Raw genomic sequence first — 15,475 nt, 5'->3', positions numbered from 1 at the left:
TATATGAAAAAGGAGCAACTTATTACAGTTGCTCCCTTTTACTTTTATTCTACACTTGTTTCTAAAGCTACATCTGTATAGGTATTATCATTACCTATATTTAAAATTACTTCACATTGACGCAATCTCAATTCAAAGAGCATGATAGAATCATGATAAACTTCAGGATTTGATTTCATTTTATGTAACATCTCTTGTTTTTCTTGTATTTCTAATTGCGTATTTTCTACAGCTTGCTTTAAGGAGTTAAATGAATTCCTAAAGAATATATTAATATCTCGCTCTTGTGTGTTTTCAAACAGCTCAAATTGCAAGAAAAATTTCTTCATAATAGAAGCCGTTACTTCAGTATAATCTTCATTTTCTACATACTGTTTATATTTGTTATATAGCATAGATTTATTTTTAGGAAGAACTCCAAATAATTTACCGGCACTTTTTAGTAAAAATTGTGCTGGCGTAAATCGACGTAAAATATTTACTTCATCCATTTGTATTCTAGTCGTCATCCTGTCAGTATCTCTGCGCCAGTCATCAAGCACTTTAAAGTCACATTCTAACTGTATTTTATTTTCTCCAAATAGTGAATTAAGCCCTTCACTAAGTTCTTCTAAATACGTTTGACTTTGAAGAAGCTCATTATTAGAAGTTGCAATCCAATTTTGCATAGAAAGAGCAAGATTAGGTAATACAGTTTGTTCTAAATATTTATGCACTCTTTCATTCATTGCTTTATTTAGTTCCGTATCCATGTGTCCGAAATCACTTTCTTCACTAATTAAATTAGAACAGCTCTTTAATATCTTCGGAATATTTTCGGTAAGATCATTTGTAATTTCAGTCTTCATTGAACGATATGATTGTGTAATGAAATGAATTTTTTCCCTCTCAAATGTAGTAAGGTTATTAATGCTACCGTTTAGTTTCACTAGCATATCTTCATTCCAATTAATCGCATCCACTAAATTATTTTCTTTCTCAACGCGTTTATCCAAAAGATATGTAATTGTTTTTCGAATGAAGAACAATAGCTTTTCAGTACGTTCTGCATCCATATTTTTATGATTAAAGTTAAAATGAATAAACTCAGTTAAATCATTTAATTGTTGACTACTTGTATATAGCGAAGAGTAAGGGAAAATTCTCGCTTGCGGGAAATATGTGTTTATTCTCGCTTGCGTATCATATAATACTCTTTTCACTTCTGCTTCACTGTATATGTTATCGATTTTATTTAATAAGAAATGAATTTGTAAATTTGGTGTATGTTCTTGAATGCTTAATAGAATGTCACGTTCTTTGTCAGTAAAAGGTGAATCCGCATTCAATACGAATAGTAATTCGTCTACAGAATTCAAATATTCGAATATTTCATCTCTAGTGTCGTTATTCCTATTAAAGCCAGGTGTCACTACAAATGTAAGTTTATTTTCATTTAAAAATCTGCATGGTAATTTAAATTCAACACATGCTCTATCTCTATATGTTTGATGGTGTTGAGACATCATATTATAGTAATCAGAGACATCTTCCGTTGTTGTAATTGCAGAGTCTGTTATGGCATTAATTTCTGTATGAGCATCATTTTTTAAAACTACTACATTTGAAATTGATTTTTCTAATATATTTTCTCCTAATATAGAGTTAATAAATGTAGTTTTTCCGTTCCCTGAAGTTCCTGTTACTAAAATACGATTTGTTCTTAAATCTGCGAGCTCGTCAACTAACCATTTAAATCGGTGACCTATTTCTATATTCTGCTTTTGTGCCCACTGTGTAATAGATTCAAAAAGGTGTAAGCTGTACTCTAAGCCATTTACATGATTAATAGAATGTGACAGTAAGTTTTCCGCATGTTCTATATTTGCTGAATCTATTTTGGAAGGGAAAATCTCATCCCATGCCAATACAGCTGCAGATGGAAATACAGCATAAGATGGATTGACTACCTTTAACCAGTTTGCTAACAGATTTGGTATGATATCGTTTAATTGTCTAAGCGTATATTGACCTTGAATTAATGCAAAGTACGTTTCTTCGTAAAGTGCAGAAACTTTGTTCCATATATCAGACGATTGTATTTCAATATGTAAGAAAAATTCATTTATTGTATTAAGCCATAATAAGTAATTTTGTTCATTTCTATAACTGTTCCAAAGTGATGAAACCATTTGCGTAAATTGTACTTGATCTACATTATTTAATGTAACTAATGCATCATAAAAATAATCTGGTGAAATATGTTTAGTAAATCCTTTATCGATATATCCTTTTAACACCTCAAACCACGGATACGATTCTATTCGAATTAACTCATTCACAGCAAGCTCTACTGCACTATCAAAATCTTGTTGTTCCTCATAAAAGGAACGGGCAATTTTTGTTACATTCGGATAATCAGGATTTAAAGAAACTGCTTCTTTAATAACACCGAAAGCTGAGTCAAAATTATTTTGCTCAATGTAAAGAGAAAGTAATTGTAGCCTAATTTCGGTCATCAATATTTTATTATCAGTAGTAATAGAAGTATAAATGTTTTCAGCAAATGATAACTGATTAAGTTCAAAATAAGCATCCGCAATATTTTTTTGTGCCCATGGTGCTAATTCATTACTAACCTTCTCCCATTTAAAAATAGCTGCTTCAAAATCTTGATGACGATAATAAAATTCACCTTGCGCAAAACGAATATAAGACCCATCAGAAATCTCATTTTTTTCTTCGTTTACATAAGCTTGTCCAAGTACGTCAAGAGTTGGCTTTGTTTCATTCTCCATTAGGAATGTCTCATAATACATCTTTTTTATTAATTGTTTTTCTAATCTCATCTTTTCCCCCACTATATCTTGAAAATACATTTTTAAGATATATCAGTACTTTTTGTATGTATGCTTTTTATCTTAACAAAGAATATCTTTTGGAAAATTTCATTTTCCTTTCATTTTTCAAGTTAGATTGAATTTTTATGAGAAAAATTTCAGTTTTTTTTCAATTCCCTTTCAGTTATGAAACAGCATTAAATGTTCCTAATAACCTAATAACACTATAATATTCCACATTATATTATCAGGAAAACCCCATATAAACCATATTATAAAAACAATCTATAACGAATTTATATGCATAATTCACTGTGCTGTCAAACAAAAAAACAACAATAGGAGCCAACATCTATTCATACCATTTCTTTCTCAAATTGTTTTCCTTTAAAATGTTTCAGTAGTTATGTAATTAAATTCCATTAACCTATATAAATAACTAGTCCAAAAAAAATCTATATGCATATCATGTTATAGTAAAGAATTTAGGAAATCCTAAAAGGAGGCATTTTCATGTTTGAAGATAAATCTAAAATAAACTACCCATATGAATTTACTGAAACTACAACAGTTCCTCTAAAGAACCCCATTGATAAAAAATTCAAGAACGGCTCTGGTACACATACTTTCCCAATTAAGAAGCATTATAAAGAGCAAGTTCTATACACTGAAAAAATCAATAATAATAAAAATAAATAATTGTATAGACCCTTATAACAATTAGCCAAATAAGAAGCAACATTTAACCATGCATAGTTATTTGGTTAGTAATGTAGAAATCTTTATTAGACAATTCATGCACCTTTTAAAAAGTGCTGTATACAGCGCTTTTTTATACATAGATAAATTTAAGCTAACGCAACCAAGAAATAAACTGTAAAATTACTCCACCATATTTTCGTTTAACAATTAAATCTACATATGAAAAGGGAGCAACAGTAAATGTTGCTCCCTTTTGAAATATAATTTTATTCACTCTACATAACCCTCTTAAACATCTTCTCCAACTCATAAGTAGAATGATGCACAAGAATTGGTCTTCCGTGCGGGCATGTGTACGGGTTTGTTGTTGTACGTAGTTCTTCCAGTAAAGCAAATATTTGATCGTTCGTTAAATATTGATTCGCTTTAATGGATGCTTTACAGCTCATCATGATAGCTGCTTCTTCACGTAACTTCTTAATATCAACTTTTTTTAGTTTAACAACTTGCTCCATCATTTCATCGATAATTTCTGTTTCTTGTCCTTTCGGGAACCACGTTGGATGCGAGCGGACGATAAAGGATTGATGGCCAAATTGCTCCAAGAATAGACCAACTTTTTTTAGTTCTTCTAGTTGCTCTTCGACACGTAAAAATTCAGTAAGAGATAAATCGATGCGGTACGGTACAAGTAATTCTTGTACTTCTTGCGCTACCCTTCCTACTTTATCACGAAAGTATTCATAATTAATACGTTCCTGCGCGGCATGCTGGTCAATCATATATAAGCCTTTATCATTTTGAGCGAAAATATATGTTCCATGCATTTGTCCAATTGGATAAAGCGGTGGTAAGTCATTCCCGTTCATTTCAATCTCTTTTATTTCCCGAACTTCTTCTTCTAATTCCTCTAGTTCAAAGTCCTCTTCGTTACTGTCCCACGATTTCTTTTCTTGAATTGGCTCTTCAATTATCGGTTTAGTGGATGGTTGCCAACTTTGTTCTTCTCTCACGAGTGACTGTGGTGGTTGCCATTCTTGCTTCGGTGGTTGCCAAAGCTGCGCTGGCTGTTTTACAGCCTCTGGTTCTTCTTGTTTTGCATCCATGCCAGTCGGTAAAACGATGTCCGGCATAGATGGTTCTTTCGGCTTCGCATGCTCAAACTGGAACTGTTCTTGCACACTTTCGTCTTTTTCTTTTTTCTTCGTTGTTACACCTGCATCTGGAATAAGCTGTATTTTTTTAAATGCCGCTTGCAATGTTTCTTCGATCAGCTTTAGTAATTCCTGTTCTTTACTAAAACGAACTTCTAATTTCGCTGGATGTACGTTAACATCAACTAGCATTGGATCCATTTCAATCGATAAGAAGCCAATTGGATACCGGCCAACTGGCAGTAATGTATGGTACCCTTGCTGAATTGCTTTCATTAATACAAAGTTTCGAACGTAACGACCATTTACAATTGTTGACATATAATTACGAGATGCTCTCGTTACTTCTGGTAATGTTACATAGCCTTTAATTGTAAAGTCTAAAGATTCGGCTTCAATTGGAACAAGCTTCTTCGCAACTTGAATACTGTAAATCGATGCAAGTACTTGTCTTACATCACCGTTACCTGACGTATGAAGCAATTTCTTTTCATTATGAAACAGTTTTAACGATACTTCTGGATGTGACATTGCAATACGATACACGATATCTGTAATATTTCCGAGCTCTGTATGAATGGTTTTCATATATTTAAGACGTGCTGGAGTATTAAAGAATAAGTTTTGTACTGTAATATCTGTTCCTTTTCGGCTCGCAGTCTTCTCTTGCTTTATAATGTCTCCACCTTTAATAATAAGGTGTGTACCAGGCGCATCACCTGTGCTAGTAATTAATTCTAATTCACTAACTGAAGCAATACTCGGCAATGCCTCACCGCGGAAACCGAGTGTTCTTATGCGGAACAAATCGTTTTCATCTTTAATTTTACTCGTTGCATGACGTTCAAAAGCGACGATACAGTCTTCTTCTGCAATACCATCACCGTTATCAATGATACGAATTTTCGATAACCCAGCTTCTTCTAAGTGGATTTCAATAGATGTACTATTCGCATCGATAGAATTTTCCACAAGTTCTTTTACGACTGAAGCAGGGCGCTCTACTACTTCCCCTGCCGCAATTAGGTTAGAGAGTTGATCATCGAGTTTGCGAATTTTCCCCATCTACTTACTCATCCTTTCTTTAACTTTTTCTGTAAGCGATACAATTCGTTCATCGCTTCTAAAGGTGTCATATCAAGTAAATCAATTTTTTTAATTTGCGCAAGTACTGCCGTTTCTTTTGCATCTAGAACTGGCTTGTCTTGTTTTTTCGAAGACTGCTCTGCGCCAAAGAACGATAGTTGTGATTCTTCTTCAGCCTCTACTTTCGTCTCTTGTATTTCTACTGGTTCTTCTTTTACAACTACAGCATCTGGAGTAACTTCTTGTACTTTCACTTCTGTACGCTTTGGAATAATAATTTCTTCCTGTCCTTCTAGTTGTGCTAACACTTCTTTCGCACGAGCGATTAAGCTATCTGGAAGCTCCGCAAGTTGCGCAACGTGAATACCGTAACTCTTATCAGCTGCTCCATCTTGAATTTTATGAAGGAATACTACTTTTCCATTCTCTTCAATTGCTGAAACGTGTACATTTTTCAGTTGATCTAAACTCTCTTCTAACACCGTCAATTCGTGATAATGCGTAGAGAATAACGTTTTTGCACCAATTTGGTCATGAATATGTTCAATAATCGCTTGTGCAAGTGCCATACCATCATACGTAGATGTACCGCGTCCAATTTCATCGAATAAAATTAAGCTTCTTTCAGATGCGTTTGCAATTGCATTTTTCGCTTCTAACATTTCGACCATAAATGTACTTTGACCTGAAATTAAATCATCTGCTGCACCAATTCTCGTAAAGATTTGGTCAAATACAGGTAATACTGCTTCTGTTGCTGGTACGAAACAACCGATTTGCGACATAACCGTTACAAGTGCTAATTGTCTCATATACGTACTTTTACCAGACATGTTCGGCCCTGTAATTAAAAAGACATCCATATTCTCTGGCATAATACAATCATTCGGTACATACAATTTCCCGTTCAATACTTTTTCAACGACAGGATGACGACCATCTTTAATAAAGATTTCGCGCTTTGTTGTCAGTACAGGTTTTACAAACTGTTCTTCTTCACTAACTGTCGCAAAACTTTGCAGTACGTCTAATTCACTAATTACTTTCGCTAAATGTTGTAATTTCGGAATAAATACTTTTACTTCTTCACGAAGTGCTGTAAATAAATCGTATTCTAGCTGTACAATCTTTTCTTCAGCTTCTAAAATTAACGTTTCTTTTTCTTTCAGTTCATCTGTAATGAAACGTTCAGCATTAGCAAGCGTCTGTTTACGCTCATAGCGACCTTCTGGAAGTGCTGCAAGATTCGCTTTCGTTACTTCAATGTAGTAACCGAAAATACGGTTGTATCCGATTTTTAACGATTTAATTCCAGTAATATCACGTTCTCTTTTTTCAAGCTCGGCAATCCACGTTTTCCCGTTTTTACTAACGTAACGATATTGATCAAGCTTGTCATTATAACCATCTTTAATAATATCTCCATCTTTAATCGAAAGCGGTGGGTTTTCTTGAATACTTCTTCCTAGTAATTCTGTTAAGCTTTCACATGGATCTGCACCTTGAATTAATCTCGATGCATAAGCGTTATCTAACAAACTAATTGCTTCTAAAATAGCTGGTACTTGAAGTAATGAACGTCTTAATTGTAATAAGTCTCTTGCATTTACGTTACCAAATGCAACTTTTCCTGCTAAACGTTCTAAATCATATACTTCTTTTAACTTTTCTTTTAAATCTTCACGTAAGAAGTAATCATTTACAAACGTTTCAACCATTTCTAAACGCTCTTCAATTCTTTCTTTCTGTATAAGTGGACGTTCCATCCACTGTTTTAACATACGACCACCCATAGCTGTTTTCGTCTTATCCAATAACCATAATAGTGATCCTGTTTTTTCTTTCGTTCGAAGTGTTTCTGTCAGTTCTAAATTTCGCTTTGAATGTACATCAATTTTCATAAATTGATTCGTATAATAAATTTCTACTGGTTGCAAATGATCTAAAGAACGTTTTTGCGTTCTTATTACATAGTTAAATAAACGTCCAACTGCTTTAATTAATTTTGCTTGTGAAACATTTTTCACAAGATGTTCTAATCCTTCCGGAATTGCCGTTGCATCTTCATACGAAATCGTCATTTTCAATGTTTCAGTTAACTTGTTTAGTTCATCTTTAGAAAATGAAGAATCAACAACAATTTCTTTCGAACCAGTTGCATACACTTCTAATAAAATATCTTCTACTGAACCAGTCAATAACGTTACTGTATTTTGTCCAGTCGTTAAGTCGTTACAAGCTAATGCATATGATCCATCTTCAAAATGTGTTAATGCAGCTAAGAAGTTGTTTTCTTTCTCATCAATTGTACGCCCTTCCATCATCGTTCCTGGCGTAATTAATTGTACTACTTCACGACGTACTACACCTTTAGCTGTTTTCGGATCTTCTACTTGCTCACAAACAGCTACTTTATATCCTTTTTCAACAAGTTGTTCAATATAGTTTTTAGCCGCATGATACGGTACACCGCACATTGGTATACGTTCACTACTACCGCCATCTCGGCTCGTTAATGTAATTTCAAGTTCATGAGCTGCTTTTACAGCATCCTCAAAGAACATTTCATAAAAATCGCCTAAGCGAAAAAATAAAAAGGCATCTTGATAATCTGCCTTAACCTTTAAATATTGCTGTATCATAGGCGTATATTGAGTCATACTTTTCCTCCATAATTCTTACATGATAATCTATTTTCATATATGTCGCATTTCACGGACACTCTTATCTCCTATTTCAGGAGTCTTTCTTCATTATAACATATTTCATAAAGAATCATGTTCATTCAGCGCCACTTATGTAAAGTAAAAAGCTAGGAAGAACTTCTCCCTAGCTTTCTATTACTCTTCTTCTGCATCAACGATAAAGTTTGGATCTAATTCTTCAAATTCATCATCAGCAATTTGGAAATCATCATCTGATTCTACGCAGCCTTCAGGATTTACACTTACACAAATTTTCGTTTCTCCAACTACTTCTGTTACAAATTCACGTTCTACAGTTACAACAATTTTATTACCATTTGGTGATACAAGTGCTTCTAAACAATTTGGCGGCTGAATAACACGAGCAATAATTTCTAAATCGTCACCAGAAAAGTTTTTATCACGATAACCAATACTTACTTCGTCCGTGTAGTTCACACGTTCTGTTACAACTTCAGTCTTTGTATTTCCATCAAATGAATACCAAGTGTTCACATCATAGAAACCTTCAATTTCCACATGCTTTCCATTCTTTCTTGCTTCGTACGAGTGGTTAATTACCCAGCACCCTAAAATACTTGTTGGTTCATTATTCGATTCACATGTATGCGTTGACTTTGTATACTTACGTCCTTTTCCAACCACTGCTTTTGTAATAATCTCTCTAAATTCGGACATTCGTAACCCTCCTCAATCACTATTCACTTAATCATATGCGTGACAATAGCGGAATGTGTCATTCTTTTTTTGAGAAGAACTTACGTTTAATCCACAAAAAAAAGAGATGTCAATATGACATCTCTTTAACAACCACAATTTCCTTTTTTACTTTCTACCGCTGCGCCAGTTTCACCCTTTAGTACATCGCCACCAGTTGAAATTAATATTTCATCTGTTACGTTGTTAGAAATTGTACTAGCAACTAACTGTAATAAGTCATTTACGTATGTTTGTGAAGATTTAAATTGTTGTACGACTGGAATACTGTCTAACTTATCTTGCAATGCATCAATTTCAGCTTCTACCTTTTTTAAAGCTTCCCATTTCCCGTAATGTTGCAAGTTTACAGCTTGTTTTTGCAGTGCTTTAATTTCATCGATTGCGCGCTTTACATTTTCATTTTTATGAATTTGCGCCTCTGCTTTCTTAAAAAAATCAACTTCTTCTGTTTCAGAAATCATTTTTGCTAATTCTTTCGCTTGTTCAACAATGTCATCTTTCGAATATACTTTCATCTATTATTTCACCTCAATCGGCTCTTCAACTAATTCCCCGTTAAGAGACCAAGTTTTTGCTTCCGTTACTTTTACTTTCACAAGCTGACCAATTAAAGATTTTGAAGCGACGAAGTTTACAAGTTTATTCGTACGAGTATAACCTGCAAGTACTTCCGGATTATTTTTACTTTCCCCATCAACTAACACTTCTACAATTTGACCTTTATAACGACTATTCTTTTCAATTGCCAACGTATTTACTAGTGTATTTAAGCGTTGAAGACGTTCTTTCTTCACTTCCATCGGTACATTATCTTTCATTTTTGCAGCTGGTGTACCTTCGCGAGGAGAATAAATAAATGTAAAGGCAGTATCAAATCCTACTTCACGATATAACGACATCGTTTCTTCAAATTGCTCATCTGTTTCATTTGGGAAACCAACGATAATATCTGTCGTTAATACTGCATCTGGAATTGCTTCTTTAATTTTTCTTACAAGTTCTAAATAATGCTCACGCGAATATTTACGCGCCATAATTTTCAGCATATCTGTACTTCCAGATTGAACTGGTAAATGGATATGTTCTACTAGGTTGCCACCTTTGCCAAGCACTTCAATTAAGTGATCATCGAAATCACGTGGATGACTCGTTGTAAAACGAATACGGGCAATATCAACTTTACGGAGCTCGTCCATTAAATCGCCAAGACCGTATTCTATATCTTCAAAGTCTTTACCATATGCATTTACGTTTTGTCCAAGTAACGTAATTTCTTTATAACCATTTGCAGCTAAATGACGAATCTCTTGGATAATATCTTCTGGACGTCTGCTTCGCTCTTTTCCTCGTGTATACGGTACAATACAATACGTACAGAACTTATCACAGCCATACATAATATTTACCCAAGCTTTAATGTCACCACGACGTACTTTCGGAAGGTTTTCAATTACGTCACCTTCTTTTGACCATACTTCAACTACCGTCTCTTTCGAGAACATCGCATCTTTTAGAATGTACGGTAATCTATGAATATTATGCGTTCCAAATACCATATCTACATGCTGATTTTTTTGCATAATTTTATTTACAACAGATTCTTCTTGAGACATACAACCACATACACCAATTAAAAGGTCCGGATTTCTTCGTTTGAGTGACTTTAAATGGCCTAGTTCACCAAACACTTTATTTTCAGCATTTTCACGAATCGCACAAGTATTTAATAAAACTACATCTGCATCCTCAGTTGAAAAAGTTGGTTCATATCCAAGCGTTGTGAAAATACCTGCCATTACTTCCGTATCATGCTCATTCATTTGACAACCATATGTACGAATATAGAATTTTCTTCCTGTACCAAAATTGCGAAACTCTTCAGGTAAGCCAAAATCCCGTTCAATTTTAACTTCTTCTTTCCCCCGCTTTTTCGCATCCTTTAAGGAAGGTGGTTGATATACACTTTCAAAGTATTTACTATAATCTTTCTCTTCTTTTTTCGTAGAGGAATTTGCTTGTTGACTTGCTAATCGTTGTTGCTCGTTCATCGGTAATCTCCTTTCACCCTTAACTATACATACTCTATAGTCCATTTTAATGCGCCTAGACTCACCTCAAAAATGGTTAGATAGCTTGAGAGATAACTTGTCCTTTGAAACTTGAGTAATCAATCTAATCATTCATAAGAATGAAGTCTTCCCCACGCAAATAGACATTCCCTTTTTATCATTTCTTGTTGTCCTACCCAAAGCATATTGCTTTATCCCTATAAACATTACCATAGTATGATGTATTTCGCCAATTTTAACAATAAAGAGGTCCTTTATTATCTTACATTTCATAAGCAATGAACTTGCTATTTTCATACAACGATTTATATATTATTTTACCATTCTGAATTTTCTAAGTAAACAAGACTATCCTATATTTTTGCGCATAAAAAAGGTTGCCAAATTGGCAACCTCCTCTTCTTACATTACATAAATTCAGCAACAAGCTCATCAAACATTTTCTGATCCATATTTAAATCAGATTTCACTAAAGGCTCTTCACTATACCCTTTAACAAGTTCTTGATATGATGGTTGCTTAGTATTTTGATAAATTAAACCTGTTACTAAACCGTTATTTTCCATTAACGTTTGCATAGCCATCATACGATTAGATGGATCATATCCCTCTACCGTGCTTAGTTTCGTTAAGTTCTCTTTAAACCAATCGTAAGTATTTACTTTATTGTAAGTAACACATGGGCTAAATACGTTAATTAATGAGAATCCTTTATGGTTAATACCAGCTTCAATAATTTGTGTTAATTCTTTTAAATCACTCGAAAAGCTTTGCGCCACAAATGTCGCACCAGCTGTTAAAGCCATTTCCATTACATTTAGTGATGGTTCAATTGAACCTTGTGGTGTGCTTTTCGTTTTAAATCCAGCTTCACTACGTGGTGAAGTTTGCCCTTTTGTTAATCCGTAAATTTGGTTATCCATTACGATGTACGTAATGTCGATATTACGACGAATAGAATGGATTGTATGTCCCATACCAATCGCAAATCCATCACCGTCACCACCTGAAGCGATAACTGTTAAATCACGATTTGCCATTTTCACACCTTGTGCAATCGGAAGGGCACGACCATGAATACTATGCACACCATATGAATTAATATAACCTGAAATACGGCCTGAACAGCCGATACCAGAAATAACAGCAAGTTCATCTGGATTTAAGCCAACGTTAGCTGCTGCACGTTGAATTGCAGCTTGCACTGAGAAGTCTCCGCAACCTGGGCACCAGTTTGGCTTTACACTGTTACGAAAGTCCTTAAATGTTGCCATTTAATACAACCCCTTTTTTGCATTCGTTGTAAATCTCTTTCGGCAAGAATGGGTTTCCATCATATTTTAAAAGACTAGAAATTTTCTCACCATTACCAAGATTCATTTTCATAATGTTAGCAAGCTGACCTGTTGCATTGTTTTCTACTACTACAACACGCTTCGCCTTTTTCACAAGTGGATCGATTTCAGCTGTTGGGAACGGGTGAATTAAACGCACATGAGCATGGTTTACTTTCATACCCTCTTGTTCTAAACGCGTCATTGCCTCTTCGATTGCACCACGAGTTGAGTTAAATCCAACAAGCAATACGTCTGCTTCTTCATGCTTAACATTTTTATAAACAGGGGTATTAAACTTCAAGTTCTCCATTTTACGGAAACGTTTGTCCATTTGATCTTTACGGTTTATTGCTGATTCCGATGGTTTTCCAGTTTCATCATGTTCTACACCTGTAACATGGTGAACACCATTTTTCATACCAGGTAAAACACGCGGTGAAACGCCGTCTTCTGTTACTTCATAACGCTTGAAGTATGCTTTATTTTCACGTTCTGGTAATTCTGCTTCTAAATCAAGCTTACCACGACGAATTTCCACTTTATCTAATTTAAGTGGTTCTACTGTTTGTTTTCCTAACGAAAGCTGTAAATCTGTTAAGAAAATAACAGGAACTTGATATTCTTCAGATAAGTTAAATGCTTCTACAATGTCATAGAAAGCTTCTTCAACTGTACTTGGCGCCATTACGATTTTTGGAATTTCACCATGCGTACCGTAAATCATCGCCATTAAGTCAGACTGTTCTTGCTTCGTTGGTAATCCTGTACTTGGGCCGCCACGTTGTGTATCAACAATTACTAATGGGGTTTCTGTAATACCTGCTAAACCGATTGCTTCCATCATTAATGAAAGACCAGGACCAGCAGATGCCGTTAATGTACGAACACCAGCATAGTTTGCACCGATTGCCATTGTACAAGCTGCGATTTCATCCTCAGTTTGGATTACTGTTCCGCCGACTTTCGGTAATTTTTTAATTAAATATTCCATAATTTCTGATGCAGGTGTGATTGGGTATGCTGACATAAAACGAGCACCACCAGCTACCGCACCAAATGCAATTGCATCGTTTCCAATCATAAACATGCGTTTTTTACCATCAGCTTTTTCAAGCTGCATCATGTTTACTTTCTCACCTAGTAATTCTTTCATATATTGAGAGCCACGTTTAATTGCGTTCATATTCTTTTGAACGACTTGCTCTCCTTTACGACCAAAGATTTCTTCAACAACATCTAAATAAGCTGTTTCATCTAATCCTAATACTGCACTTGATGCTCCAACAGCAACCATGTTTTTCATTAATGATGTGCCTAATTCCGAAGCAATATCTGTAAACGGTATCACATATAGATTTACATCTGTATTGTCAGGTATTGTTGGATTAAATTTCGCATCCGCAACTACAATTCCACCTGGACGTAGTTCGTGGAAATTAAAATCAATTGTTTCTTGGTCAAAAGCAATTAAAATATCTAAATCATCTGAGATCGCTCGTACTTCTGTTGTACTTACACGAATTTTATTATTTGTATGGCCGCCTTTTATACGTGATGAGAAGTGGCGGTAACCGTATAGGTAATATCCTAATCGGTTTAATGCAATACAGAAGATTTCTCCTGTACTTTCAATTCCTTCACCTTGTTGGCCTCCAACTTTCCATGAAAGTTGACTAATCATCTCCTACACCCCTTTTGGCTGCATTCATTGTAGTGTATTTTTTTACAGTAATAGTTTAGCATTTTTTATGCAAATAAACTACAACGGACGCAAATTATGCCTCTTCTGATTTCCCTGAATCTTTAGTATAAAGCTATTTTGTTTTTCATTCTAGTATTAGGTCTTAAAAAAAGCAATAAAATCAAATGAATTAATTTTAATTTTTCTGAATTTTAAGTCAAAATTCAGAAACTCATATGTTCTACAAAATTATCATATAAAAATCGTTCTACAGTAGATGCAGCATAGTGTTTGCAAAGCTCGTTCATTACATTTTCATAATCTCGATACGCTGATACATTTACAACTGTATCTACAATCCCATCAAAATCTGAACCAAACCCTATATTGTTTTCTCCACCTAGCGAGCAAATATATTCGATATGTTTTATTATATCTGTTATATTTGCTTCATTTTCATTCGTTAGGAACTGTGGTACAAAAGTGACACCGATCATGCCATTTTTCTTTATAAGAGCTTTAAGTTGTTCATCATTCAAATTACGTGGGTGCTCACAAAGTTTCATACAATTTGAGTGGGAGGCAATAGGATTTTTTACAATTTCTATCACATCCCAAAAGCTTCTTTCATTCAGATGAGACACATCAGTCCATACATGTAACGTATTAAGTTCTTGTACAACTTGTTTACCAAAAGTCGTTAAACCCGCCCCACGCGTCTCTAGCGCACCATCAGCTAAGAAATTGGCATAGTTCCATGTCAGTCCAAAAGAACGTACTCCTAGGCGATACAACAACCGTAATTTCATTGCATCTTTTCCAATTGCTTCGCATCCTTCTAGTGTTAATATCGCTCCAACCTCGTCCTGTTTTAACCCGTTAATATCATCTTTTGTCTGAATAAACTTTACACCTGGTAGGGATAAAATTTCATTATAAAAAATATCCACCATTTGTAATGCTACTTCAAATCGGTTTTCATATGCCACTGTTTCTGGCACATATATAGCAAAACATTGTATACTTCCTTTTCTTCTCTTTAACTGTTCAAATGTAATATGTAATTTTGAATCATCTTTAAAATTCCTTTTCCCTTGTGCACTCCATAACTGAAGAAGCACGTCACAATGAGCATCAAAAATTTTCATTTTCATTCCTCCATTATAAAAACAACCTGTTTGCATACTGCAAACAGGTTGTTT

The 15,475-nt window shown here is 34.6% G+C and carries 10 protein-coding genes; 1 reads left to right on the top strand and 9 read right to left on the bottom strand.

What is annotated here, in order from left to right; translation table 11 throughout:
* Nucleotides 1–44: 44 nt before the first annotated feature.
* Nucleotides 45–2,828: a dynamin family protein gene (locus MR143_RS22545; RefSeq protein WP_001235315.1), complete on the bottom strand. Its 2,784-nt coding sequence runs from the start codon at nucleotides 2,826–2,828 to the stop codon at nucleotides 45–47.
* 504 nt (nucleotides 2,829–3,332) lie between these two features.
* Between MR143_RS22545 and MR143_RS22540 the strand changes: the two genes are divergently transcribed.
* Complete coding sequence (locus MR143_RS22540) at nucleotides 3,333–3,518, top strand: hypothetical protein (RefSeq protein WP_000461135.1); 186 nt, start codon at nucleotides 3,333–3,335, stop codon at nucleotides 3,516–3,518.
* Nucleotides 3,519–3,796: 278 nt separating this feature from the next.
* Here MR143_RS22540 and mutL read toward each other — a convergent pair whose 3' ends face one another.
* The 8 genes from mutL to MR143_RS22500 form a co-directional block, all read right to left on the bottom strand.
* The gene (gene mutL, locus MR143_RS22535; RefSeq protein WP_000516462.1) at nucleotides 3,797–5,740 is read right to left on the bottom strand and encodes a DNA mismatch repair endonuclease MutL; all 1,944 of its coding nucleotides are present in this window, start codon (nucleotides 5,738–5,740) and stop codon (nucleotides 3,797–3,799) included.
* Between the two features lie 8 nt (nucleotides 5,741–5,748).
* Nucleotides 5,749–8,421: a DNA mismatch repair protein MutS gene (mutS, locus tag MR143_RS22530; protein ID WP_000196024.1), complete on the bottom strand. Its 2,673-nt coding sequence runs from the start codon at nucleotides 8,419–8,421 to the stop codon at nucleotides 5,749–5,751.
* Nucleotides 8,422–8,601: 180 nt separating this feature from the next.
* The gene (cotE, locus tag MR143_RS22525) at nucleotides 8,602–9,144 is read right to left on the bottom strand and encodes an outer spore coat protein CotE (RefSeq protein WP_001288799.1); all 543 of its coding nucleotides are present in this window, start codon (nucleotides 9,142–9,144) and stop codon (nucleotides 8,602–8,604) included.
* 125 nt (nucleotides 9,145–9,269) lie between these two features.
* Nucleotides 9,270–9,701 carry a YlbF/YmcA family competence regulator gene (locus MR143_RS22520; protein ID WP_000870461.1) on the bottom strand — a complete coding sequence of 144 codons (432 nt, stop codon included), beginning with the start codon at nucleotides 9,699–9,701 and terminating at the stop codon, nucleotides 9,270–9,272.
* A gap of 3 nt (nucleotides 9,702–9,704) precedes the next feature.
* Nucleotides 9,705–11,234 carry a tRNA (N6-isopentenyl adenosine(37)-C2)-methylthiotransferase MiaB gene (gene miaB, locus MR143_RS22515; protein ID WP_001005391.1) on the bottom strand — a complete coding sequence of 510 codons (1,530 nt, stop codon included), beginning with the start codon at nucleotides 11,232–11,234 and terminating at the stop codon, nucleotides 9,705–9,707.
* Between the two features lie 428 nt (nucleotides 11,235–11,662).
* Nucleotides 11,663–12,529, bottom strand: coding sequence for a 2-oxoacid:ferredoxin oxidoreductase subunit beta (locus MR143_RS22510; RefSeq protein ID WP_000190155.1), 867 nt, complete (start codon nucleotides 12,527–12,529; stop codon nucleotides 11,663–11,665).
* Nucleotides 12,516–14,273 (bottom strand): 2-oxoacid:acceptor oxidoreductase subunit alpha, encoded by a 1,758-nt coding sequence (locus tag MR143_RS22505; protein WP_000625429.1) that lies wholly within the window; start codon nucleotides 14,271–14,273, stop codon nucleotides 12,516–12,518. The genes MR143_RS22510 and MR143_RS22505 overlap by 14 nt, the downstream gene beginning before the upstream one ends.
* A 224-nt stretch (nucleotides 14,274–14,497) precedes the next feature.
* Nucleotides 14,498–15,421: a dipeptidase gene (locus tag MR143_RS22500; protein WP_000688039.1), complete on the bottom strand. Its 924-nt coding sequence runs from the start codon at nucleotides 15,419–15,421 to the stop codon at nucleotides 14,498–14,500.
* Nucleotides 15,422–15,475: the final 54 nt, after the last annotated feature.

The sequence above is a fragment of the Bacillus cereus group sp. BfR-BA-01347 genome, from assembly GCF_022663835.1.
GTDB lineage: Bacteria > Bacillota > Bacilli > Bacillales > Bacillaceae_G > Bacillus_A > Bacillus_A thuringiensis_K.
This window is presented reverse-complemented; position numbering and strand designations above follow the sequence as displayed.